This is a genomic window from Tessaracoccus defluvii (genome assembly GCF_014489575.1).
Lineage (GTDB): Bacteria > Actinomycetota > Actinomycetes > Propionibacteriales > Propionibacteriaceae > Arachnia > Arachnia defluvii.
Map to the genome: position 1 here is coordinate 2015977 of NZ_CP060789.1, position 23443 is coordinate 2039419.

A 23443-nucleotide genomic window follows, 5' to 3' on the forward strand; every position below is an offset into this window, starting at 1 on the left:
GCTGAGAGTGCCCGCGGAGGGCGCCACCTACCCGACAGTGTCGATCCGTTGCCCCCCGCGGGCTGCCCTCACGGATCGCGTATCCGGCCTCACCCGCAAGGTCGGCCCTCATCAGCACCGCCGACCCCACCAGGTCGAACAGTTCGTGTGACCACCCCATCTCACTCAGCACGGCACCGGCCAGGCTCAGCAGCGCCCACCCCCTCCGTGAGGACCCGCTGCGCCACGCTGCGAGCCCGGCCACGCCGGCGATGCCGACGAGCGCGATCGCGAACAGCCGATCCGGTGGCGCGACGAGCAGGGCGACCCCCTCAACCGCCCCCAAGGGCGTGAACCCCAACGCAACGGGCCGGAGATCGGGCAGGTAGGCGCGTTTACAGGTGCCTCGTCGGGTCCATCCGTTGATGCAGAATCCGGATGACGTCGACGCCGCCGGCGCGTTCGACGTAGAAAGGCGCGTGGCTGCCAATGCCATACCGCCGATAGCCGACGCGGATCTCGTCGCAGGAGCGCCCGCGACGAGGATCGTCGGCGATACGTTCAATCGCAGACCTGATCTCTGTCACATATGTCTCTGCTTGGCGGATGTCCCTGCGCTCCTCGGTGGAGTCCCAGATCGACGAGAGGTCGCGCTGCGCGGCTGGGGAGAGACGGTAGTTGCTCACGACTTCTTCGCGGCGATGAAGGCGTCGAAGTCGAACTCTTCCGGCACGCCGCTCTCCTCGCCCGCGACCAGAGCCGCACGAAGAGCCCCCAAGCGTGTGTCCTGGTCCTCGAGGAGCCGGAGGCCGGCGCGGATGACCTCGCTGGCGGAGCGGTAACGACCCGACGAGACCTCGCGGGAAAGGAAGTCCGTGAAGTGATCATCCAAGCTGATCGACGTGTTCTGCGCCATGACAGAAGACTGCCAATGATTGGTAGCGATCAGTCCGGCAGACCTGCTGACGAGCCGTCCTGACTCGCACTGACGCTAACTATTCCTGACGCGCTAACGAGGCAAGAGACAGGAGAAGCCCAGGTGGAAGCAAGGTTGAGGGTCACAAGCACGCACGGTCTTGTTGGGGTGGTGGCGGCTCTGTCGCTGCTCCTCAGTGGTTGTGGTGGCGGTGGCAGCGAAGCAACGACACAGACCACTGACTCCACCGTCGATGCTTCGGAAGACGCCTCATCGGTCGCGGAGGACGAGCAGGTTGATGGGACCGCTCAGACATCGGTTGCTCCTGTGGTCTTTCCGCAAGGTTGGGACATCCCAGAGGTCACTGGCGTCACGGTGACTGACTGGGCGATGACGTACGGTCACGCAGGGGAGTTTCGTAGTGGCTCGGTCAGCGCCGATGCGACCAAAGAGCAGGCGAAGGCATGGGTCGAAAGTGTCGGGACGTACTGGGGTGAATCGATCTCCGGCAACGACCAGTTGGAACGCTGGATGGTCAGCAAGGTGCGATCAACCGACATATTGTCTGCTACCGCTACTCGCCAGAAGGACGGGGCAGTGTCATACCGTGGAAGCAACACTGCAGGTTGATGAGAGGTTCTCCGGCGTGACGCAACGACGACCACTGACCGCCCACGACAGGGCCGAGATCTCCACAGGTCTGAAGGCCGGCTGGGGTATCCGACGGATCGCGGTCCACCTTGACCGGGCCCCGTCCGTCATCAGCCGTGAAGTCCGTCGTAACGCCACCAAGACCTGCGGCTACCGCGTGGTCCGAGCCGACGTCGAGGCCCAGCGCCGCCGCCGACGCCCCCAGACCCGCAAAATCGATGCCGACCCGGTACTGCGGGCCCGCGTGCTGGGCGACCTGAAACGATCCCGAACACCACGCCAGATCGCTGGACGGTTGCGTCTGGAGGCCACTGACCCCACTGTGGAGACCATGGTCCACTCCACACCCGCTGATGGTGCTCAGGTCTCCCATGAGGCGATCTACCGGTTCATCTACGCCCTCCCCAAGGGCGAGCTGGCCCGTAACTCGGTGATGCTCAGGTCCAAGCGCACCAGCCGTAAACCACGCTCAAAGGAAGGGCGCGGAGCGCCGATCGTCGCGATGGTCTCGATCGATGACCGGCCCGCTGACGTCCCCGAACGCAGGATCCCCGGCGCGTGGGAGGGAGACCTGATCATCGGTGCCCACGGCAAATCAGCGGCAGCCACGCTGGTTGAACGCGTCACCCGTTTCACAGTCATCTGCGGCCTTCCCGAAGGGAAGAAAGCCGTCGCGGTAGCCGACACGGTGGCCGAGCGGATGTGGCCCTTCCCTGAGGTACTACGAACCTCGCTGACCTGGGACCAGGGCACAGAGATGGCCGAGCATGCCCGGTTGACCGCTGCTGTGAACCTGCCTGTCTACTTCGCCCATCCCCGCTCGCCATGGGAACGGGGCACCAACGAAAACACCAACGGCCTGATCCGGGAGTACCTACCCAAGGGGACCTACATCACCAGCAACCAGGCCTACCTCGACGCGATCGCTGATGAACTCAACGACCGCCCCGAGCATCCCTTGGCTTCTACACCCCAAGAGAAAAATTCGAAGCCCTCCTCGCAGCCGATGTTGCTTCGACGAATTGACACCGCCCGGCTCTGTTCTCTTTTACTACTTAGCCGTGCCGGGCGTCGCGTATAAGCCGATCACTTTGCCTGACAGTTGGAGCGTTCTTCCGTTGCCCGAAGGGATCGATGTCGATGGCGCATCGGTGACCGAACACGGCACTACACCACCGACGTATGAACTGATGTTCGGGGACTTGGTTGTTGTCCCTGCACTCGGAACGTGGATCTCTTCCTTGGGGGCGGACGGCTGGCACGTTGGTGCGGACGGAACCTCCGCGAGCAATGGCGAGTTCTCGGTGTCCTACGAGGTCAAGACACAGTACGGCGACTCCGCCAAGATCTACATTGAGCCGGTTGCAGGAACCGCCATCGATCTCCCACGCGGCGGAGAGGTTTCTGCAACTTCATCAACGTCAGAGACTGCTACGTCTGTCGAAGGAGCCTACGCGGGTGCCGGTGGGGATGTTCCTGACGGAGCAATCGAGATGCCGCGCAGCACTTCCGTCAATCAGTACAACGAGAACCCTTACCAGGTTCAGTCTCCTTCGGGAAACCTGACGTGCGTGGTCTCTGACTATCACGACGGTGGGATGACTTGCGTAATCCGTTCCGCGTGGTCAGAAGGGAAGCAAGCGGTGGCGGACATCCCTGAGTCGGGCGAAGTGTCGTTCGCCGTTGCGGGTAGCGCGCTGGACTGGATCGCCGGAGAAGCCCCGAGCCTGGAGTACGGGCAAGTCGCCTATCAGGGTGACTACGTGTGCGCCTCGGAAGAGGGCGGTATGACCTGCTGGAACGCCAAGAGCGGTCACGGACTGCTCATGAACGCGGACGGTTTCAAGACCTTCTGATCCGCACACCTCCCACCAAGAAAGAAGAGAACACCGTGTCAAAGAAGAAGAACGCTGAGTTCAAGTCGGCTCTTGAACTTGCTCAAACTGACCGTGAGCCTGAGGTGCTCGCGGCTGCCAATCAGGCGAACGCGCTCTTTCAAAGCATCAACTCGGGTGCGTTGGACGCCGGCAGTGTCATACCGTGGAAGCAACACTGCAGGTTGATGAGAGGTTCTCCGGCGTGACGCAACGACGACCACTGACCGCCCACGACAGGGCCGAGATCTCCACAGGTCTGAAGGCCGGCTGGGGTATCCGACGGATCGCGGTCCACCTTGACCGGGCCCCGTCCGTCATCAGCCGTGAAGTCCGTCGTAACGCCACCAAGACCTGCGGCTACCGCGTGGTCCGAGCCGACGTCGAGGCCCAGCGCCGCCGCCGACGCCCCCAGACCCGCAAAATCGATGCCGACCCGGTACTGCGGGCCCGCGTGCTGGGCGACCTGAAACGATCCCGAACACCACGCCAGATCGCTGGACGGTTGCGTCTGGAGGCCACTGACCCCACTGTGGAGACCATGGTCCACTCCACACCCGCTGATGGTGCTCAGGTCTCCCATGAGGCGATCTACCGGTTCATCTACGCCCTCCCCAAGGGCGAGCTGGCCCGTAACTCGGTGATGCTCAGGTCCAAGCGCACCAGCCGTAAACCACGCTCAAAGGAAGGGCGCGGAGCGCCGATCGTCGCGATGGTCTCGATCGATGACCGGCCCGCTGACGTCCCCGAACGCAGGATCCCCGGCGCGTGGGAGGGAGACCTGATCATCGGTGCCCACGGCAAATCAGCGGCAGCCACGCTGGTTGAACGCGTCACCCGTTTCACAGTCATCTGCGGCCTTCCCGAAGGGAAGAAAGCCGTCGCGGTAGCCGACACGGTGGCCGAGCGGATGTGGCCCTTCCCTGAGGTACTACGAACCTCGCTGACCTGGGACCAGGGCACAGAGATGGCCGAGCATGCCCGGTTGACCGCTGCTGTGAACCTGCCTGTCTACTTCGCCCATCCCCGCTCGCCATGGGAACGGGGCACCAACGAAAACACCAACGGCCTGATCCGGGAGTACCTACCCAAGGGGACCTACATCACCAGCAACCAGGCCTACCTCGACGCGATCGCTGATGAACTCAACGACCGCCCCCGAGCATCCCTTGGCTTCTACACCCCAAGAGAAAAATTCGAAGCCCTCCTCGCAGCCGATGTTGCTTCGACGAATTGACACCGCCCTGTCCTACATCGGAGGAACTCGTGAGCCTCTACAACGCCGTCAGTTGGTCCGCATACACAAAGGATCCGGCTCGACTAGCGGCCGCGGTCAGAGCATCGCTGGCCGTCGCCACCGCTCGCCAAGACGGCGAACTGGTCGGTCTCGCTCGCCTTGTCGGAGACGGACAAACAATCGTGTACCTGCAAGACATCCTGATCCGACCTACCCACCAACGCCGCGGGATCGGACGCGAACTCTTCCAACGAATCTTCGCGCCGTACAGTGATGTGCGCCAGAAGGTGCTCATCACCGACGACGAGGCCTCGCAACACGCCTTCTACAAGTCGATGGGGTTCACCGAGACCGGCGATCTCGACTACCCCATACGGACCTTCGTTCAGTTTGGTTGATCGAGGAGCCGCGCCTCTGGCCGCTAAACCGGAACTCCACCACGTCGCGGCCCCTACTCTTCGGTGTCGTGTGATTCGGCAACATGGTTATCGAACCACGTGACCGCGTCATGCTCGCTCGCCGAGGGCGGACTCTCCTGCAGGCATTCATTGCACCGCGCGTGCCACCCGCCTTCGTCATGCCATAGGTGCGGACATCCAGGGGCAACCCAATCCGGCGACCATTTGATGCTGAACGCGTAGTCGATTCGAGTCGATACTGCCCACGCAAGGGTTCGGATCGCCTCGTCCGTGATGCCTAACTTCTCGACGCCGTTGTACACACGGAGTTCATCCCGAACCGCGTCGTAGAGCAGTTCCAGTTCTTTCGTGCCCCACTTGGACCCCTCATCCGAGATCCCTGAAAGGCTATTTCTGCTCATAGCATGCCTAACTGTTCCGCCACCGTTAGCTGTCCGTCGCAGCAGCGCGGCGCGCCGCCGGTCTACGTCTCAGCAAAACGCCCTCGCCGCCAGTGAACTCGATGCGCGCGAGTGTCGCCGCTCTTCCCACTTCTTCGAATCCGAGCGCCTCGTGAAGCCTGATCGACGCGAGATTCTGCGCATTGATCACACTGAATACCGGCTCTTCCGCGGAAGAATCATGGACCTTATCGAGCACGTCCAGCAACAGTCGTGCCGCGATTCCCCGGCGACGATGAACCGGCACAACGGTAAGCCCCGCAATCAGCAATTCCGGCTCCCTCCCAGGCTCGATCACAAATGGTTGCGCACCGCAGTACCCGACCAACTCACGATCGATCTCCGCGACAGAGAGCACCGGCAGCCGCTCAATGAGTCCGCGAGCCTGCTCGCGATACCCGTCCATGTCGCCACCACGCGTTGCCATCACAACGGACAGCGCCTCCGCATCGGAAGCAGTCGCAGGTCGAATGCTGACCGCTTCACCCGCACGTTGAGCGCGCACCAACGGGTCAAAGGCCACGAAATCAGTCATGCGATCTCCACCCCCTCCGGTCCGGCGCCGTCCACCTGAAACAGATCCGCCACTAGCCCAGGACTAACGGAACGTCAATAACGCTCGGCGTTAAACCAGAACTCTACCGAGTTCCGGCACGGAGAACCATCCGGAGCCCCGCCGCTACCCGTCGATCATCGGGAGGGATCGAAGGATGGTGAAGGATCGGATCCCAGCCGTCCGTAGGTGTCCACGTCGATCCGCTGACCGTCCACGAGGAACTTCTCGCGCTCGGTCCCCTCTTTCACGAACCCCGCTCGCCTCGCCACCGCTCCTGATGCGGGGTTATTCACGCGATGACCGAGTTCGAGGCGCTCCAGCCCACGTGTGGTCAGCGCCCACTTCGCGATGGTGGCAGCGGCCGCGGCAGTCCATCCGCGTCCGCGGGCGGCATCCGTCATCCAGTACCAGAACCAGCCGCTACGGTTCTCGTCGTCGACGCTCACGCACACCAGGCCGACGAGCGCACCCTCAGCGACGATGGACCAGGCTTCGTGCGGCGAGCCCGGCTCCATCAACCTGCTCACATAGCGATCCGCCTCGATGAGCGTCGACACGTCGCCCTGGCGCGCCATGTCAGGGTTGGACCTGAAAGCCGAAAGCACGGCAGGAGCATCGTCAGGACGAAGCCGGCGCAGCGCCGGGGACGCATAGCTCATGCGACGCTCAGCGGTGTGATCGACGCGATCTGCTCACCTGCAAGATCCTCTGCACGGTCGAGCTCGTAGTGGCTCTGGAGGTTGATCCAGAACTCCGCCGACGTGCCGAAGTACTTCGCGAGCCGCAGCGCAGTGTCCGCGGTGATCCCCCTCTTGCCGTGCACGATCTCGTTGATGCGGCGTGGTGGCACTCCGATTGAGACGGCGAGCTTGTTCTGAGTGATCCCGAAGCCCTCGATGAAGTCCTCCATGAGGACTTCGCCCGGGTGAATCGGGGGAATCTTGTCAGTGATAGTCAACGATCTCCACCTCCTCTGGTCCAGCATCGGTCCACACGAAGCAGATCCTCCACTGGTCGTTGATCCGGATGCTGTACTGACCGGCTCGATCGCCCTTGAGCGCTTCAAGTCGGTTTCCTGGCGGGATCCGGAGATCGTCGAGCCTCTCCGCAGACCCCACCTGACGAAGCTTGCGCAGCGCAACCCGCTGGATCCTCGGATCGATCGATCGCACGGGCTCACGACGCCACAGCCGTTCGGTCGCCTTGTCGCCGAACGATCTGATCACAGGACCAGTCTAACGGCAGTCGTCAATAACGCTAGACGTTAAACTGGAACTCCACGACGTCGCCGCAGTCAGCGAACGTCTGAAGAGACTGTCACCTGATGTGCCGGCCACGCACTCGGGCGCGAAGCCGACGTCGATAGCCTCGAGGTCGCCGTACGACTGTCCTTGACCTCGGCGAGCGTCCTCCTCCACCTCGACGCGAGTCAGCTCGCGGATGGGTCTTCGTGCCCCGATACTCCGACACGTAGCGTTACCCGCACGCATTGCCCCGGTCAAGGTCGTGCGGCACGACGAAGCTGCGTATGGCGTCCGCCTCGTCGATCGCCGCGGCGAACTCCTCCTCGGTGGCCGAGCTCAGCAGATCGACGGGCGATCGGTCCGAGCCGTCCGCGCCATGGGGCAGGTCCGGGTGCGGCGTCTGCCACCAGTCCAGTAGCGCCCTGGCGACGTCGGTCGGATCCGAGCCTCCGCAGGAGCGGGCGAGCGCCTGGTTGATCTCGGCAAGCGCGTCGATGATCTTCCCGTCGCGGAACTGGAAGGCCGGATAGAACTTCGTCCCTCCGAGCTCGACCTCGATCACGACGTTGTGCTTGAGGTAGGTCCGCAGCAGGCTGCGCTGGGCGGCCTTCTTCGCGTGCGCCGCCTGCGCCGGGGTACGTGTCCGCTCCGCGTCGATCACTTCCGCCCCCGTCACCGATGCGCGGGTCTCGGCGGCGGTCATGCACTCGGCTCGGTCGAGCAGGCTCGCGGCCATCATCGGTGAGCGGTCGAGCGCGAAGGCCCGATCCCAGATCGGGCTGCTCCTCCAACTGTCAGGGAATCCGAGCTGCTCCATGCCGAAGCCGACAGTGCGGGACTTCTCTTCGACGAAGTCGGCCAGGTCCACGACGTCGCCCTTCTCCGGCGCGATGCTCAGCAGGAGGTGGCGCAATACGAGCAGCACTCCGTAGAGCCTGTTGTTCGTCCCTTCTTCCGCGAGCGACGCGAGCAGGTCGTCGGCGTCCTTTCGAGCCTGCCCCGGCGCGTCGATGAGCACATCGAACGAGCGGTTCCACACACGGCCGTAGTGGGCGCAGATGTTCCGCACGTTCCTGAGGTTGTTGAGCCAGTTCCCGAGTGCGCCGCGATCTCCGTGGCCGTCGGCGGTGCGGACCTGGAACCGTGCCGCGAGGATCTCCTGGTCGGGCTGCAGCATCAGGTCGTAGAGGCTGCTCAGCACTCCGAAGGACATCACTTCTGTCGCGACCCAGATGGGCAGGTGCGGACCGTACTGCTGGCGGAAATGTACGACGAAGTCGCCCCGGGCGCGCTGCTCGTGCCGGTCGTACTCCTCGAGCCACTCGCGGTAGGCGGCGGTCGGCTCGGGCGGCGCGCCGGGATCTTTTTGCCTCGTCGCGCCGAACGCCCAGGGGTGTCTGTGCGCGAACGCGTCGATCCTTCCGAGCCGGTGGCCGATGAAGAACCGGAAGGCCGTTTCGACGGTACTGAGGACGTCGCCGAGGCGCATGCGCAGCTCGTGGTCGAACTCGTACAGCGAGACCACGTGCGCGAGGCCGGTCCCGGGCACGAACGTGTCCAGGCGGATCTCGCGGTCCTCTTCGTCGAACCGGGGCGCAGGAGGAGCGGGCCGGTCGCGGTAGAGGTGCCAGTAGCCCGAGAGCCGGTAGTAGCCGTATCGCTGCAGGACCTCGGCCGCGTAGGCGTTGTCGCCGCAGTCCATGCCGCGCCCGCGCAGCCGTCGGATCTGCTCGGGGACCGTGAGGAACGGCTTGGCGTAGGTGCTGTTCGGGGTCGTCATGTGCGCATCGTCCTGGTGTCCCCGACACCCGGGGGTAGAAAGAGAACAGGCCCGCGTCTCATCTAGAGAAGCGAGCCTGTCGTGTTACTTCGAGGGTACGGGTTCCACCTGCGCAGGTCAAACACTCGGTCGCTCAGCGTCGGCAGCTCCGGGCACTGCTTGCCCGGCCACGACCTCGGTGCTGGAACCAACGCGCTGGTGAAGCGCCCTGGGTTCCGTTAGGGAGGCAGTCGGCTCCTGCGGAGGTTGCGCGGGGCCGGTTAAAAGCGAAGGTCAGCGCCATTAACGCTCAGCAACTGATGGTAGATAGGAACTCACCCATCGGACCCAAACGGGAGCCGAGAAGATAAAATCCCTGGTCAGAGGCGATTCTTAGACATTGAACCGGAACTCCACCGAGTTCCGGCACATAAGTACATCTGAACACGGGGTTCACGTGCGCCCTCTCCCCACGGTCAGTGCTCGCTACTGAGCAGGGGACACAGGCTGACCCTCGACGTGGGTCAGCCTGCAGGACGCCACGAAGGCGGTAGCGCGCCATCACGGCGGCAGGGAACCCGGCTGAGACGCCACATACTAGTGGCCTGTCGTTGAGACATGTTTACGTTTCCGGTCTATTCGGTCAAGAATCTGGTCGGGGTTTTGGTCCACATGAATGCTTGTTTGCGTCGGTTCCAACCGTTGATGAAGGTGCGGATCTTGCCTGTGAGGTCGCGGACCGAGGTGAAGGTCCCGCGCCGGATGGCTTGGCGTTCGATGATGCCGAACCAGACCTCGATCAGGTTCAGCCAGGATCCGGAGGTCGGGGTGAAGTGCACGGTGATCCGTGGGTTCGCGGCGAGCCAGTCGCGGACCTCGGCCTTCTTGTGGGTGGCGTAGTTGTCCATCACCAGGTGGAGTTCCTGGGTCGGGTAGGCGCGGGCCACGTGTTTGAGGAAGCCGAGGAACTCCTGATGTCGGTGCCGGTCCTTACACAGGCCGGTGACCTTCCCGGTGGCGACCTCCAACGCCGCGAACAGGGTGGTGGTGCCGTGCCGGACGTAGTCATGGGTGCGCTGCTCCGGATGGCCCGGCGCCATCGGCAGTGTCTTCTGAGTCCGGCTCAACGCCTGGATCTGCGACTTCTCATCCACGCACAACACGATCGCGTTGTCCGGGGTGCGAGGTACAGGCCCACCACGTCGGTGACCTTGGCCACCAGTTCCGGATCGGTGGAGAACTTGAAGGACTCCGCCTTCCACGGGCGGACGCCGTACTCCTTCCACACCGCCGCGACGGTGGCATGGTCGACCCCCACACGCGGCGCCAGCAGCCGAGACGACCAGTGCGTCACCCCCAGGCTGGCCGGAGGCGGGTCCAGAGTCGCGGCGAGGATCGCAACCCGGTCGACCCGGCGGGGTCGCCCCGGGCGGGGCTCATCAGCCAAACCCTGAAGACCGCGCTCGGCGTAGCGGTCCCGCCACAGGTTCACCGTCGGCCTCGACACTCCCACCGTGTCGGCGATCACCTGGTTCCCGACCCCGTCAGCGGCCAGCAACACGATCCGTGCCCGCTGTGCCGTGGAGGCCATCACCGTGGCCGCCCGGGTCAGGCGCTCCAACTCGCTCCGATCGCCGTCGCGTAACTCCAATGCTGGGGCTGTCCTGTTCGCCATGCCCCGATTGTCCCACGCAACCGTAAAGTGACATTACCGACACGCCACTAGGGATCTGAAGAGGGCTCGACCATCCTAGCGGTCGGCCCCTATTCCTTCGCGAGCACGGCGTTATCCGTCAGGCAGAAGTCATCGTTGATCTTGATGACCAGCGCAATGAGTAGACGGAGCGCTGTTAGATACGTGTGGCGGTGAACGCGGTCGTCGTCACCGTCTGCCTGTGATCCATGGAGGTAACGGTTGCGCAGGCTAGGTCCGTTGCTGAACTCCTTATCGTTAAGGAAGTAGTTGAAGTAGCTGACCTCCGCGGTGCTGAGCAGCGTTGATCTCTGCACCAGCCATCCGGCTTTCACCATCTCGTCAATGGCTTTCTGGCCGGCGGCCGAGTGATGGAGACAGCTCGTCGACTCGCACTCCCAGAGTTCCTTGAGCACACGCAATTGTGGCGCGCTTGCGAACGCAATTCGGTCACGATCTCCGGTCAGGATGCCCTTCTCGACCAGGAAGTCGATGTTGCGCTGTTGGTACTCGTGGAACTGGTCGTAAGCGATGTCATTGGCGATGACCAGGTGGAGGAAGCTCTCTGCCTCCAGATTGCTGCTGATGTGCACCAATCCGGATTGGTCCGAGAAGAGCAGGTGCTGAATTCCTTGGATGTCTGCGATACTGACAACGTAAGCGTACTTATCCACAACCTGACTCGGGATGCCGTCGTAGGAAAGCTGCTCCGATGTGATTGTCAGCAGCTCCGGGTCAACCTCGCCGTAGTGGACATGCAGCGTGAACTGCTTGAGGAGGCTCTCCATCTCTGAGAACAGGTGTCGGCTCTTCTCAAGGTAGGTAGCGGTCGGGCTGGAGGCGCGGTACTTCAGCCCCGTGGCACCGAACTCCTGCTCAAGGTAGTCCGTGAAGAACCAAGCGATGACCGACTCGAGCTCTATACGTTCGGAGCTGAGCAAGCGCTCGTACATCAAGGTTTGGAGCCAGGACGCCTCGTCCTTGAGACTGAACGCCACCCCCGTCCGGTAGTCGTCCTTGCCAGGCGTACCCATGAACCGCTCGAAGACGCCAAGTTGCGCTCCGTAGGAAGGGAGTTCTAGGAGCATGTGGTCGTTGGCGAACTGGAACAGGTGAACGAAGTTATTCAGGATGGTCGGGTAGTCGAGGTTCTCCGTGAGCCAGGTTCGGCTGTAGGAGTACTTGCCAACCATGCCGTCCAGAGACTGGACGACCTCTTCGACCTGATCGGCCGAGATTCCCACTTCGCAGCCGGTCTTGATCCCTCCGTGGACTCGAACATGTTCTTCGTGAGCGCATCTGCCTTGCGACGAGCCTTTAGCTTCAGTCGTGCATCGACGCCGGTGTTCTTGTCAGCTCGTGCGGATGCGATCAGCTTGACGAAGTTGAGGTTGGGCTCTTCCTCATCGAGGTAGCGGTCAAACAGGTCACGCTGATCCGCGGGAGTGAGGCTCTTCGGGAGATGGATTGGATCCCGCCCCTCGGACTGGAGGAACTTCCGCGCAAGCAGCTCGGCATTGCGCGGCCCAGCGAGTAGCAGGGCCCGAATCTCCTGGTCGTAGGCACGCACGAGTGGCTGGCATGAGAGCAGATCGCGCGGGTGGAACCTCTGCTCTTGAAGTGCAGCAAGCACGATCGAGTCAGTGCAGCGCTCGAAGACCTTGTTCTTTCCGAGGAGATCGAGGACGTCTGTAAGGTACTGAAAGTCAACGTCCTGAACGAGCGTTGAGAAGGTGGCATCAGTCACTTTGCCGAAGAACCTGCCGACGGCTTTCCGGATCTCGGGGACCTGCGCCAGAGTCGCGTCTCGCTCTGCTTCGGCCAGGCCCTTCAGGAGAACTTTGTGTTCTAGGAACAACGCGAGATGATGCAACTCAACGATGTCATTTATGCCTTGATCGCCACGGGTAGCATCGAACTCACGGACGAGCTCTAGGAGGCGGTCGGCCTGCCAGAAGGTTCCGTAGTCGCTGAGGCCGAAGAACTTCAGTCTCTTCTCTGGTCCGCTTTCCGACACTCGAATCTCCCTCCCGGTAGGCGTCACTCTATGCAGTTCGGGGCGCCTAATGGCACGAACTTGAAGTTGCTACCTGATCGTGCAGCAGTCCCCCTGGACGGAGCCGTCGTCCACGTCGATCGTTGCGCCGGCTCCTCGTTCTGTCGTGGAAGCGAGCCGAACTAGCGGCGCATCACCCCGAGGCGGACACGACCTACATCTCCATGGCCTTGATCCCGCGCCCCCTCGGGCTCCTCCCCGCCGCCGAGCGGCGCACGACGGACGATGCACAACTCCGAGGGTAGGCCCCGTGCAAAAGCGCCGGGCACTAGTCCTGACTCAACATTCGACAAGAATCATCAACGATTCTCACTAGATATTGAACCTGAACTCCACGACGTCGCCGTCCTGCATCACGTAGTCCTTACCCTCCAGACGCAGCTTGCCCGCGGCCTTGGCCGCCGCCTCCGAGCCCGTCTCGATCAGGTCATCGAAGCTCACCACCTGGGCCTTGATGAAGCCCTTCTGGAAGTCCGTGTGGATCACACCGGCCGCCTCCGGGGCCGTCGCGCCCTTCTCGATCGTCCAGCCGCGCGCCTCCTTCGGGCCCGCCGTCAGGTAGCTCTGCAGTCCGAGGGTGTCGTAGCCGACGCGCGCCAGCACATCCAGGCCCGGATGCTCGACGCCCATCTCCGCAAGGAACTCGCGTGCCTCGTCCTCCTCCATCTCGACGAGCTCGGACTCGAACTTCGCGTCGAGGAAGATGGCCTCGCTGGGCGCGACGATGTCGCGCATCTTCTGCTTGAGCTCCTCGTTGGCGAGCTCGTCCTGGTCGCAGTTGAACACGTACAGGTACGGCTTCGCGGTCAGCAGGTGGAGTTCGTACAGCTCCTCGAGGTCGAGGCCGGCCGAGCGGACGCCGATCCCCTTCTCGAGCACGTCCTTGGCGGCTGCGAACGCGGCGGCCTTCGGCTGCGACTCCTTCTTGATCCGCGCCTCCTTCTCGATGCGCGGCAGCGCCTTCTCGACGGTGGCCAGATCGGCGAGGATCAGCTCGGTGGTGATGGTGTCGATGTCGTTGGCGGGGTCCACCTTGCCGTCGACGTGCGTGACGTCCTCGTCGGTGAAGACGCGGGTGACCTGGCAGATCGCGTCAGCCTCGCGGATGTTGGCGAGGAACGCGTTGCCCATGCCCTCACCCTGCGAGGCACCCTTCACGATGCCGGCGATGTCGACGAAGCTGACGGTGGCAGGCACGATCCGCTCCGAGCCGAACACCTCGGCCAGCTTGGGGAGCCGCTCGTCGGGGACTCCGACGACGCCGACGTTGGGCTCGATCGTCGCGAACGGGTAGTTCGCCGCGAGCACGTCGTTGCGGGTCAGTGCATTGAACAGGGTCGACTTGCCGGCATTGGGGAGGCCGACGATTCCGATGGTGAGTGCCACACCGCGTGAGCTTACCGGTCGCCCCCTGCGTCGGCCGAACCCGGACCCCGCCCCCCACCGCCCGCAGCACGCCAACCAGTCCACCTTTTGGGCAGAGTTGCGTCACTTAAATGCAACCAGTTAGGGTTGCCTAAGTCGCGACCGACACCTTCCCCCTACGGAAAGACCACGATGAAGCTCCACACCCGCTTCCTGGCAGCAACGGCCGCCGGTCTCCTGGCTCTGACGACCGCCTGCGGCGCCGGTGCCCCCACCGATCCCGCACCCGCCGGTTCCGAGACGCCCACCGAGACGATCACCGTCACCCACGCGCAGGGCACCGTCGAGTTGGACGGCCCGGCCAAGCGCATCGTCGTTCTCGACCACGGCTCGCTCGATACCGTCCGCGCCCTCGGTGCCTCCGACGCGGTGGTGGGCGTCGCGAAGGGCCAGTTCCTCTCCGACCCCGTCAAGGATTTCGCCGACGACACCACGTACGCCAACGTCGGCACCCTGCAGGAGCCCGACTTCGAGAAGATCGCGGCCCTCGAACCCGACCTGATCATCGCCGGCTTCCGCTCAGCCAAGCAGCAGCCCGAGCTGAACAAGATCGCTCCGACCGTCGACGTCACCTTCGCCTACGACAAGGGGTACTACGTCGGCGTCGAGTACGCCACGAACATCATCGCCGAAGCACTCGGCAAGCAGGACGAGGCCGCGGTCCAGCTCAAGGAACTCGAGGACGCGATCGCCGAAGCGAAGGGCAAGGTCGACCCGGGCAAGAACGCCATGGTCCTGATGACCTCCGGCGGCAAGGTCTCGGTGCACGGCACCAACTCACGCTACGGCGTCCTCTTCAACGACCTCGGCATCGAGCCGACGATCTCCGACGTCGAGGCCGAGGCCCACGGCGACGCGATCTCGTTCGAGGCCATTCAGCAGGCCAACCCCGACATCATGTTCGTCGTCGACCGCGACTCCGCCGTCGGGCAGGAGGGTGCCGCCGCCCAGGAGGTCCTCGACAACGAGCTCATCGCCAGCACCACGGCATGGGCGAACCAGGACGTCGTGTACCTCGACGGCGCCCGCTGGTACATCCTCATCCACGGCGTCGACAACGCCGTCGAGATGATGAAGGACGTGTCGGAGGGGTTGTGACCACCACAGCATCTCCCCTCGCACGACCGTCGGCCAGGCCCGCCGGGCGCCCCCTCAGCTGGGGCCTGCTCGGCGGGCTGGCCGCACTTCTGGTGTTGGCGACCGTTTCCCTGTTCGTCGGGGTCGCAGACCTCTCCCCTCTCGACTTCCTGAGCGGGCAGGCGACCGATCAGCAGCAGCTCAACCTGTTCGCCTACCGGATCCCGCGCACCGCCGCGGTCCTTCTGGCAGGGGCCGCCCTGGCACTGTCGGGGCTGCTGATGCAGTTGCTGGTCCGCAACCGCTTCGTCGAGCCCGGAACCGTCGGCACGACCGAGTCGGCCGGCGTCGGCATCCTGATCGCCGTGATGGTGTTCCCGTCGGCCCCGCTGATCGTGAAGATGGCGATCGCGGTGGTCACGGCCCTGATCGGCACCGCGGTCTTCATCCGACTGATCCGGGCGCTGCCGCCGCGGGCCCCGATCGTCGCGGTCCCGCTGGTCGGCATCATGCTGGCCGGTGTCATCTCGGCAGGAACCACGTTCGTGGCCTACCAGTTCGACCTGCTGCAGAGCCTCGGCATCTGGATGCAGGGCGACTTCTCCGGGGTCCTGCGCGGCCGCTACGAGCTGCTGTGGATCCTCGGCGCCATCGGCCTTGTGCTGTGGGTCTTCGCCGACCGCTTCACGGTGGCGTCGCTGGGCGAGGAGCAGGCGACATCACTCGGCCTGTCCTACACGGCGACGCTGAACCTGGGCCTTGCGCTCGTAGCTGTCGCCTCCGCCGTCACACTCGTCGTGGTCGGCGCGATCGGCTTCGTCGGCCTGATCATCCCCAACCTGATCACCATGTGGCGGGGCGACAACCTGCGCCACAACATCGGCCTGACGGCGATCGCCGGTTCACTGTTCGTCCTGGTCTGCGACCTGCTCGCCCGCACCGTCAACTTCCCCTACGAGATCCCGGTCGGCACCATCTCCGGGGTGCTGGGCGGCGTCATCTTCCTCGTCCTCCTGCTCACGGGAAGGATGAAGACCCGATGAGCGCCGTCGCCACCGCGCCCCTCGCCCCCACCAGGCGAGGGCTCGCCCCCCACACCAGACTGTGGATCGCCCTGGCCGCCTGTGTCCTGGCGTGCCTGGCCTTCCTGACGATCAACGCCACGGGATCACTGGACTTCGTCCTCGCGTTCCGAGGCCGCAAGGTGCTCGCGATGGTGCTCGTCGGCTGGGCCACCGGCGTCGCGACGGTGGCCTTCCAGACCGTGACGAACAACCGTCTGCTCACCCCGTCGATCCTCGGCCTCGACGCCCTGTACGCGTTCATCCAGACGATGCTGGTGTTCCTCCTCGGCGTCAGCTTCGTCGGCACCATCGGCCCCTATGCCATGTTCGCCATCAGTATCGTGCTGATGCTCGCCTCCACCATGGCGCTGACGGGCCTGCTGTTCGGCCGCAAGGGCCGCTCCGTCTACCTCGTCGTCCTCGCCGGCCTGGTTCTCGGCTCGATCCTGCGCTCGCTGTCGTCACTCATCTCGCGGGTCCTCGACCCGGTGAGCTACCTGGTACTGCAGGGCAACCTGTTCGCCTCCTTCAATGCCGTCAACCCCGAGCTGATCGGCCTGAGCGCCGTCGTCGTGGCCGTCTGCAGCTGGTGGCTGTGGCGACAGCGCCACACGCTCGACGTGCTGACCCTCGGCCGCGAGTCGTCCATCAGCCTGGGCGTCGACCATCAGCGCACCGTCCGCGCGGTGCTGCTCGTCTCCACGCTGCTCGTGTGCGTCTCGACCGCCCTCGTCGGGCCCATCACGTTCCTCGGCCTCATCGTCGCGGCCATCGCCTACCAGGTCGCGGGCAACGGTAAACACGCGGACACGCTGCCGATGGCGGGCCTCCTCGGCGTCGGCGTCATCGTCGGCGGCCAGGCGATCCTCGAACAGGTCTTCGGGTTGGGCACCGTCTTGTCCGTCATCATCGAATTCGCCGGAGGCATCGCCTTCATCTGGCTCGTCATCCGAAAGGTGTCCCGCTCATGATCGAAGTCAAGGAAGTCACCAAGCGCTACGGCCGCACGGTCGTCGTGGACGATGTGTCGGTGTCGCTGCCGACCGGCGGCGTGACGGCGATCGTCGGGGCCAACGGCGCGGGCAAGTCGACCCTCTTGTCGATCATCGCGCGTCTCCTCGCGTCCGACGGCGGCAGCGTCAACGTCGGCGGCCTCGACATCGAGAAGGCGGACTCCCGCGAGTTGGCCCGGCGCCTCGCCATCCTGCGCCAGAGCAACGACCTCAACTCGCGCCTGACGGTGCAGGATCTCGTCACGTTCGGCCGCTACCCGCACAGCGGCGGACGTCTCGGCCCCACGGACCACGGGGCGATCGATCAGGCGATCGGGTGGATGAATCTGGAGGACCTGCGCGACCGGTTCCTCGACGAGATGAGTGGCGGCCAGCGGCAGCGTGCCTTCGTCGCCATGGTGCTCGCGCAGGACACCGAGTACGTGCTGCTCGACGAGCCGCTGAACAACCTCGACGTGTCGCACTCGCACGCGATGCTGCAGACGCTGCGCCGGGCCGCGGATGAGTTGGGCAAGACGATCGTGATCGTCGTCCACGACATCAACTACGCGTCCTGCTGGGCCGACCGGATCGTCGCCATGAAGGACGGCAGGGTCCACGCGATCGGCACGCCGTCGGAGATCGTCCAGCGAGACCTGCTGCGGGAGGTGTTCGACCTGGACATCGAGGTCGCCGAGTTCCGCGGCCGCCGCATCGCGCACTTCTATCTGCCGGTGCCGATGTGCGGCCACTGCAACCGGTCCACCAACGACGGCTGCTGCCTCGACGGCTCACCGCACGTCGAGGGCCCGGTGCCGCTGACGCTCAGCCTGCCGACGGCGGTCTAGGACCGGCTCAGCCGATCCAGTAGGCGCCCATCGCCCTGGCCAGGAACCACGGGTCGTCCACGCCGCACAGTTCCCTGGCCGAGTGCATGCTCAGCAGGCCCGCTCCGACGTCGACCGTCGTGATGCCTAGCCGCGTCGCCGTGATCGGGCCGATCGTCGACCCGCACGGCACGGCGTTGTTCGACACGAACGGCTGCGTCGGCACCCCGGCCGCGTCGCAGGCACGCAGCCAGATCGCTGCGCCGACGGCGTCCGTCGCGTAGCGCTGGTTCGCGTTGATCTTCAGCAGCGGCCCGCGGTTGGGCAGCGGCTTGTTCATCGGATCGTGGTGGCCCGGGTAGTTCGGGTGGACGACGTGGCCACAGTCCGCCGACACGCAACTGGACCTGGCGAACATGGCCCGCGTCCCGTCGAGGTCCAGCCCGTAGCCGGCCGCCAGCCGCTCGAGGACGTCCTGCAGCAGGGGGCCTCCGGCGCCGGTGGTGGTGTCGGAGCCGACCTCCTCGTGGTCGAAGGCGGCGAAGATCGCGACGTCGCCGCCCACCTCGAGGCTCTCGAACGCCGTCAGCGCCGCGTGGGTGCTCAGCAGGTTGTCGAGCCGGCCGGAGGCGAAGAACTCGCCCTCGACGCCGATCACGGCGGGGAGCTGCGTGTCGAACAGCGTGAGGTCGTGGAACGCGACGTCGGCGGCGTCGATGCCGGCCAGACCGCAGAGGTGCTCGATGAGCGGCTGCCGCAGGTCGATCGCGAGGATCGGCTGGGTGCTGGTCTGTCGGTCGAGCTTGAGCGCGTCGTTGGCGGTGCGGTCCAGGTGGATCGCGAGCTGCGGGATGCGGGCGATCGCGCCGGTCCGCACGAGGTGGGAGGCGCCGTCGCGGGTGACGATCCGGCCGGCGACCCCGAGGTCACGGTCGAGCCACGAGTTGATCAGCGGCCCGCCGTAGACCTCGACGCCGAGCTGCGTCCAGCCGGCGCTGCGCGGCAGGTCGCCCGGCTTCACCTTGAACGACGGCGAATCGGTGTGGGTGCCGACGATCCGGAAGCCCGCCTCCTCGGTCAGCGTCTCGGGCGCCACCCATGCCACGACGGCGCCGTCGCGGATGAGGAAGCGGCGTCCGCCCGGCTCGCCGAAGGGGCGCCTCGGGTCGACCTGCTCGAATCCGGCCTGCTTCAGCCGGGCCGCGAGCTGGTCGGCGGCGTGGTAGCTGGTGGGCGAGGCGGCGACGAAGTCGGCGAGGTCATCGATGTGGTTCTGGGCGGAGTCGAGCATGCCCCTCAGGCTAGCCCAGCCCTCCGGCGGCCCCCGTCCGGCTCCCGGCGGCCAGCCTCCGCGAAACTGTCGGAGGGCTCTGGTGTGCTGTGGCCATGGAAGCTTCCGAGGTTCTGCTCATCCTCCTGGCGCTCGTGCTGGGCGCCGTCGCCGGCTACGTGCTGGGCCGCCGCACCGCGTCGCCTTCGCCGCAGAGCGACGGAGACAGGCTGGCTCTCACCGACGCCCGCCAGGACGCGGCCACCGCCCGCGCTGAGGCGAGCCGTGCCCGCGAGGAGGCCGCGCTGACGAAGGCCGAGGTGGCGCAGATCCTGGCCGAGAAGTCGGAGCTGCGGACGGCGGCCGCCGAGGCCCAGCGCGTCACGGCCGAGGCACAGGCCGAGACCGCCCGGGTCCGGGCGCAGGTGGCGGCCGCCATGGCGGAGCGCGATGCGGCGATCGAGCGGGCCACCGAGCAGGCCGCCGACAGGGAGAGCCTCGTCGCACAGTTCCGGCTCCTGTCGGCCCAGACCCTCGAGAAGCAGCAGCAGGCGGCCGAGCAGGCCACCGAGCAGCGGTTCAAGGCCACCGAGCACCTGGTGAGCCCTCTGGCCGACGGGCTGCGGCAGATGCAGGAGAAGCTGCACCAGGTGGAGACGGAGCGGGCGAGGATGTCGGCGGAGCTGGGCGAGCAGGTCAGCACGCTGCGGCTCTCCGGCGAGGCGATCCGCCGCGAGACGCTGAGCCTCAGCAACGCGCTGCGCACCCCGCAGGTGCGCGGCTCCTGGGGCGAGTCGAGCCTCAAGCGCATCGTCGAGATCTCGGGCCTGGTGGAACGCTGCGACTTCGACACGCAGACCACCTACACCACCGATGAGGGCCGGTTCCGCCCGGATCTGCGGGTCAATCTGCCGGCAGGCAAGGTGATCTTCGTCGACTCGAAGGTGCCGCTGGCCGCCGTCCTGGAGGCGTACAACACTGAGGACGAGGCGGCCCAGCGGACGCACCTACAGACGTTCGCCCGGCACGTCCGCACCCACATCGACCAGCTGGCCGACAAGAACTACTGGCAGCTCGACCTCGGATCCCCGAGTTCGTCGTGCTGTACCTGCCCAGCGACGAGGTCTACCGGCTCGCCCTGGAACAGGCTCCCGACCTACACGACTACGCCACCCGCCGCCACGTCGTGCTCGCCTCCCCCGGGCTGCTCATCCCGCAACTGCAGATCGTCGCGAACGGCTGGAAACAGGTGGCGGTCACGGAGACCGCCGCGGAGGTCTCCAAGCTGGGCCGCGAGCTGTACGAGCGCCTCGTCACGCTGGGCAACCACTTCGACAAGCTCGGCCGGTCGCTGGGCAGCGCAGTCGGCCACTACAACAAGGCCGTCGGCGCCGTCGAGACCCGCGTCATGGTCTCCGCCCGCCGCTTCCGCGACCTGGGCGTCACTACCGACGACCTGCCGGGGCTGTCGCCGGTGACGGAGTCGGCGCGCGAGGCCGCCGTGCCGGAGATGCTCAACTACCAGGATCTGCGCGAGCTCTCGGGTGGCCTCTTCCATGACGAGCCGACGCCCCTTGACCCGCTGACCACCCAGCGGAAGGTCACCCCGCGGGCCGAGGCAGGTGGCGCCTCCTGAACGTGCCTTGGCTGGGCCCGGTCGGTGGCGTCACAATGGGCGACATGTCCACGCTCACCGACCTGGCCGCAATGATCCCCGACGCCGTCGTCCGGCTCCAGGGGATCGTCCGCCGCACCCCCGTCCAGCTCGACGAGCGCCTCACCGACGCGACCGGCTCCGAGATCTGGCTCAAGCGCGAGGACCTGCAGCCCGTGCGCTCCTACAAGTTGCGCGGCGCCTACAACCTCATGGCCCAGCTCGATGAGGCGGAACGCGAGGCCGGCGTCGTCTGCGCCTCGGCCGGAAACCACGGCCAGGGCGTGGCCTACTCGGCCGCGGCGCTGGGGATCAAGGCCACCGTCGTCGTCCCGCACACCACGCCCCGTCAGAAGCGCCAGCGGATCGTCGCGCTCGGCCAGGGGCAGGTCGAGCTCGTGCTCCACGGCACCACCTACGACGAGGCCTCCGACGAGGCGTCACGCCTGGCCGCCGAGGGCAAGGTCCTTGTCCCCGCCTTCAACGACGCGCGGACGGCGGCCGGGCAGGCCACCCTGGTGGTGGAGGCCTTCGAGCAGCTCGGCTTCGTCCCCGACGTCGTGGTGATCCCGATCGGCGGCGGCGGCCTGGTGTCCGGCGCCTCGGCCTGGCTGCGCGAGAACCACCCGGACGTGCGGATCATCGGCGTCGAACCCGACGGCGCCCCGTGCGTCGCCGCGGCCATCTCGGCGGGCCGCCCCGTCACACTGCACGACATCGACACGTTCGTCGACGGCGCCGCTGTCCGCCGGGTGGGCGAATTCACGTTCGACGCGATCCGCGAGGCCCGCATCGAGCTGGTCCGGGTCCCCGAGGGGCAGATCTGCACCGAGATGCTCGACATGTACCAGACCGACGGCATCATCACCGAGCCGGCCGGCGCGCTCGCCTCCGCGGCCCTGCCCACCGGCGGCGTCGGGCCCCGCGTCCAGATCCACGCCGGCTCCCGGGTGCTGGTGATCGTCTCCGGAGGCAACAATGACGTCTCCCGCTACGCGGAGATCGTCGAGCGCTCACTCATCCACGAGGGCAGGAAGCGGTACTTCCTGGTGGACTTCCCGCAGCGCCCTGGCGCGCTGCGCACATTCCTCGACTCGGTGCTCGGCCCCGAGGACGACATCACGTACTTCGAATACGTCAAGCGCAGCAACCGCGAGACGGGGCCTGCGCTGGTCGGCGTCGAACTCGGCACGCCGGGCGACTACCAGTTCCTGCTGCAGCGCATCGACGAGTGCGGCATGCAGGCAGAAGAGGTCGCCTACGACAGCCCGTTCTTCCAGTTCCTGACGTGATCCTCAGTCGTTGACGGCGGAGCGGCGCAGGTCCTTGCGCAGCTCGGGCGGCAGCGCGAACGTCAAGGTCTCCTCGGTCAGCCGCTCCTCGACGGCGGCCGGGAAGCCCCGCTCCTGCAGGTACTCCAGGACGCCCTGGACCAGGTCGTCCGGCACCGAGGCGCCGGAGGTCACCCCGACGGTGCTGACACCCTCGAGCCAGGCGGGGTCGATCTCGCCGGCGTTGTCGACCCGGTGCGACGCCTTCGCGCCGGCGTCCAGCGCCACCTCCACGAGGCGGACGGAGTTCGATGAGTTTGCCGAGCCGACGACGATCATGAGGTCGCAGCCGTGGCTGGCGATCTGCTTGACGGCGAGCTGACGGTTCTGGGTGGCGTAGCAGATGTCGTCCGACGGCGGATCCATCAGCAGCGGGAACTTCTCCCGCAGCCGCGTCACCGTCTCCATGGTCTCGTCGACGGACAGGGTCGTCTGCGACAGCCAGGCGACGTTGGTGCCCTCGGGCAGTTCAACGTTCTCGACGTCGGCCGGCGACTGCACGAGCGTGGTGCGCTCAGGGGCCTCACCCATGGTGCCCTCGACCTCCTCGTGGCCGGCGTGGCCGATCAGGAGGATCTGGGTGTCCTGCGCGGCGAAGCGCCTCGCCTCGTGGTGCACCTTGGTCACCAGCGGGCAGGTCGCGTCGATGGTCTTGAGTGAACGCTCTGCCGCCTCGGCGTGGACGGCCGGCGACACGCCGTGAGCCGAGAACACGACGGTCGCCCCTGGCGGTACCTCGTCGAGTTCCTCGACGAAGATGGCGCCGCGCTCCTCCAGCGCCTCGACGACGTGGCGGTTGTGCACGATCTGCTTGCGGACGTAGACGGGCGGCCCGTAGAGGTCAAGGGCCTTCTCCACCGTCACCACGGCCCGGTCGACGCCGGCGCAGTAGCCACGGGGGGCCGCCACGACGACACGCTTGGTCTGTTCGCTGGTGCTCGTCATGGGCCCAAGTCTAGGTGGAGTCCCGCAGGACCCC

General features: G+C 65.7%; 23 protein-coding genes and 3 pseudogenes. 13 read left to right on the forward strand and 13 right to left on the reverse strand.

Going from position 1 to position 23443, the window contains the following annotated elements:
- Nucleotides 1–374: 374 nt before the first annotated feature.
- Together H9L22_RS09750 and H9L22_RS09755 are read right to left on the reverse strand one after the other, a co-directional pair.
- The gene (locus H9L22_RS09750; RefSeq protein ID WP_187719753.1) at nucleotides 375–665 is read right to left on the reverse strand and encodes a type II toxin-antitoxin system RelE/ParE family toxin; all 291 of its coding nucleotides are present in this window, start codon (nucleotides 663–665) and stop codon (nucleotides 375–377) included.
- Nucleotides 662–895, reverse strand: coding sequence for a type II toxin-antitoxin system ParD family antitoxin (locus tag H9L22_RS09755; RefSeq protein WP_073186055.1), 234 nt, complete (start codon nucleotides 893–895; stop codon nucleotides 662–664). The genes H9L22_RS09750 and H9L22_RS09755 overlap by 4 nt, the downstream gene beginning before the upstream one ends.
- A 123-nt stretch (nucleotides 896–1018) precedes the next feature.
- On the opposite strand from H9L22_RS09755, the gene H9L22_RS09760 reads away from it, so the two are divergent.
- The 5 genes from H9L22_RS09760 (at nucleotide 1019) to H9L22_RS09780 (ending at nucleotide 5055) form a co-directional block, all read left to right on the forward strand.
- A complete protein-coding gene (locus H9L22_RS09760; RefSeq protein WP_187719754.1) occupies nucleotides 1019–1525 on the forward strand; it encodes a hypothetical protein in 507 nt (168 codons plus the stop codon).
- Entirely contained in the window at nucleotides 1503–2627 is a 1125-nt protein-coding gene (locus H9L22_RS09765; protein WP_226965779.1) for an IS30 family transposase, read from the forward strand. Before H9L22_RS09760 ends, H9L22_RS09765 begins: the two co-directional genes overlap by 23 nt.
- Complete coding sequence (locus tag H9L22_RS09770; RefSeq protein ID WP_187719755.1) at nucleotides 2608–3402, forward strand: hypothetical protein; 795 nt, start codon at nucleotides 2608–2610, stop codon at nucleotides 3400–3402. The genes H9L22_RS09765 and H9L22_RS09770 overlap by 20 nt, the downstream gene beginning before the upstream one ends.
- 184 nt (nucleotides 3403–3586) lie before the next feature.
- Complete coding sequence (locus H9L22_RS09775; protein WP_226965780.1) at nucleotides 3587–4657, forward strand: IS30 family transposase; 1071 nt, start codon at nucleotides 3587–3589, stop codon at nucleotides 4655–4657.
- A gap of 29 nt (nucleotides 4658–4686) precedes the next feature.
- Nucleotides 4687–5055, forward strand: a complete 369-nt coding sequence (locus tag H9L22_RS09780; protein ID WP_226965781.1) for a GNAT family N-acetyltransferase — start codon at nucleotides 4687–4689, stop codon at nucleotides 5053–5055.
- A gap of 447 nt (nucleotides 5056–5502) precedes the next feature.
- Here the strand turns inward: H9L22_RS09780 and H9L22_RS09785 are convergent, their stop codons facing one another.
- The 9 genes and pseudogenes from H9L22_RS09785 to ychF all read right to left on the reverse strand — a co-directional run bounded on the left by H9L22_RS09785 (nucleotide 5503) and on the right by ychF (nucleotide 14210).
- Nucleotides 5503–6051, reverse strand: coding sequence for a GNAT family N-acetyltransferase (locus H9L22_RS09785; RefSeq protein ID WP_187719757.1), 549 nt, complete (start codon nucleotides 6049–6051; stop codon nucleotides 5503–5505).
- Nucleotides 6052–6206: 155 nt separating this feature from the next.
- Nucleotides 6207–6731: a GNAT family N-acetyltransferase gene (locus H9L22_RS09790; protein ID WP_187719758.1), complete on the reverse strand. Its 525-nt coding sequence runs from the start codon at nucleotides 6729–6731 to the stop codon at nucleotides 6207–6209.
- Nucleotides 6728–7057: a HigA family addiction module antitoxin gene (locus tag H9L22_RS09795; protein ID WP_226965782.1), complete on the reverse strand. Its 330-nt coding sequence runs from the start codon at nucleotides 7055–7057 to the stop codon at nucleotides 6728–6730. Before H9L22_RS09795 ends, H9L22_RS09790 begins: the two co-directional genes overlap by 4 nt.
- Complete coding sequence (locus H9L22_RS09800; protein WP_187719760.1) at nucleotides 7017–7298, reverse strand: type II toxin-antitoxin system RelE/ParE family toxin; 282 nt, start codon at nucleotides 7296–7298, stop codon at nucleotides 7017–7019. Before H9L22_RS09800 ends, H9L22_RS09795 begins: the two co-directional genes overlap by 41 nt.
- Before the next feature lie 250 nt (nucleotides 7299–7548).
- On the reverse strand, nucleotides 7549–9096 hold the full coding sequence (locus H9L22_RS09805) for an Abi family protein (RefSeq protein ID WP_187719761.1): 1548 nt from the start codon (nucleotides 9094–9096) through the stop codon (nucleotides 7549–7551).
- 614 nt (nucleotides 9097–9710) lie between these two features.
- A pseudogene (locus H9L22_RS09810) lies at nucleotides 9711–10750 on the reverse strand (IS630 family transposase).
- A gap of 89 nt (nucleotides 10751–10839) precedes the next feature.
- On the reverse strand, nucleotides 10840–11961 hold the full coding sequence (locus H9L22_RS18875) for a hypothetical protein (RefSeq protein ID WP_226965783.1): 1122 nt from the start codon (nucleotides 11959–11961) through the stop codon (nucleotides 10840–10842).
- Nucleotides 11895–12785, reverse strand: a complete 891-nt coding sequence (locus H9L22_RS18880; protein WP_226965784.1) for a hypothetical protein — start codon at nucleotides 12783–12785, stop codon at nucleotides 11895–11897. The genes H9L22_RS18875 and H9L22_RS18880 overlap by 67 nt, the downstream gene beginning before the upstream one ends.
- Before the next feature lie 351 nt (nucleotides 12786–13136).
- Nucleotides 13137–14210: a redox-regulated ATPase YchF gene (gene ychF / locus H9L22_RS09820; protein WP_187719762.1), complete on the reverse strand. Its 1074-nt coding sequence runs from the start codon at nucleotides 14208–14210 to the stop codon at nucleotides 13137–13139.
- 171 nt (nucleotides 14211–14381) lie between these two features.
- Here ychF and H9L22_RS09825 point away from each other — a divergent pair, with 171 nt between their 5' ends.
- From H9L22_RS09825 to H9L22_RS09840, 4 genes are read left to right on the forward strand one after another with little or no spacing between them, the layout of a single operon-like run.
- The gene (locus H9L22_RS09825) at nucleotides 14382–15347 is read left to right on the forward strand and encodes a siderophore ABC transporter substrate-binding protein (RefSeq protein ID WP_187719763.1); all 966 of its coding nucleotides are present in this window, start codon (nucleotides 14382–14384) and stop codon (nucleotides 15345–15347) included.
- Nucleotides 15344–16369 carry an ABC transporter permease gene (locus H9L22_RS09830; RefSeq protein WP_226965785.1) on the forward strand — a complete coding sequence of 342 codons (1026 nt, stop codon included), beginning with the start codon at nucleotides 15344–15346 and terminating at the stop codon, nucleotides 16367–16369. The genes H9L22_RS09825 and H9L22_RS09830 overlap by 4 nt, the downstream gene beginning before the upstream one ends.
- A complete protein-coding gene (locus H9L22_RS09835) occupies nucleotides 16366–17361 on the forward strand; it encodes an iron chelate uptake ABC transporter family permease subunit (protein WP_187719765.1) in 996 nt (331 codons plus the stop codon). The genes H9L22_RS09830 and H9L22_RS09835 overlap by 4 nt, the downstream gene beginning before the upstream one ends.
- Nucleotides 17358–18230, forward strand: coding sequence for an iron ABC transporter ATP-binding protein (locus tag H9L22_RS09840; protein WP_187719766.1), 873 nt, complete (start codon nucleotides 17358–17360; stop codon nucleotides 18228–18230). Before H9L22_RS09835 ends, H9L22_RS09840 begins: the two co-directional genes overlap by 4 nt.
- A gap of 7 nt (nucleotides 18231–18237) precedes the next feature.
- On the opposite strand, the gene H9L22_RS09845 is transcribed toward H9L22_RS09840, so the two are convergent.
- Complete coding sequence (locus H9L22_RS09845) at nucleotides 18238–19500, reverse strand: M18 family aminopeptidase (protein WP_187719767.1); 1263 nt, start codon at nucleotides 19498–19500, stop codon at nucleotides 18238–18240.
- Between the two features lie 416 nt (nucleotides 19501–19916).
- Between H9L22_RS09845 and H9L22_RS20435 the strand changes: the two are divergent.
- The 4 genes and pseudogenes from H9L22_RS20435 to ilvA form a co-directional block, all read left to right on the forward strand.
- Nucleotides 19917–20546 (forward strand): annotated as a pseudogene (locus tag H9L22_RS20435) (DNA recombination protein RmuC); the annotation flags it as partial.
- 32 nt (nucleotides 20547–20578) lie between these two features.
- Nucleotides 20579–20872 (forward strand): annotated as a pseudogene (rmuC, locus tag H9L22_RS20440) (DNA recombination protein RmuC); the annotation flags it as partial.
- Between the two features lie 81 nt (nucleotides 20873–20953).
- Nucleotides 20954–21115 carry a hypothetical protein gene (locus H9L22_RS09855; RefSeq protein WP_187719769.1) on the forward strand — a complete coding sequence of 54 codons (162 nt, stop codon included), beginning with the start codon at nucleotides 20954–20956 and terminating at the stop codon, nucleotides 21113–21115.
- Between the two features lie 44 nt (nucleotides 21116–21159).
- Nucleotides 21160–22425: a threonine ammonia-lyase IlvA gene (gene ilvA / locus H9L22_RS09860; RefSeq protein ID WP_226965786.1), complete on the forward strand. Its 1266-nt coding sequence runs from the start codon at nucleotides 21160–21162 to the stop codon at nucleotides 22423–22425.
- Between the two features lie 3 nt (nucleotides 22426–22428).
- Here ilvA and H9L22_RS09865 read toward each other — a convergent pair whose 3' ends face one another.
- The gene (locus tag H9L22_RS09865) at nucleotides 22429–23409 is read right to left on the reverse strand and encodes a 4-hydroxy-3-methylbut-2-enyl diphosphate reductase (protein WP_187719770.1); all 981 of its coding nucleotides are present in this window, start codon (nucleotides 23407–23409) and stop codon (nucleotides 22429–22431) included.
- Nucleotides 23410–23443 lie beyond the last annotated feature (34 nt).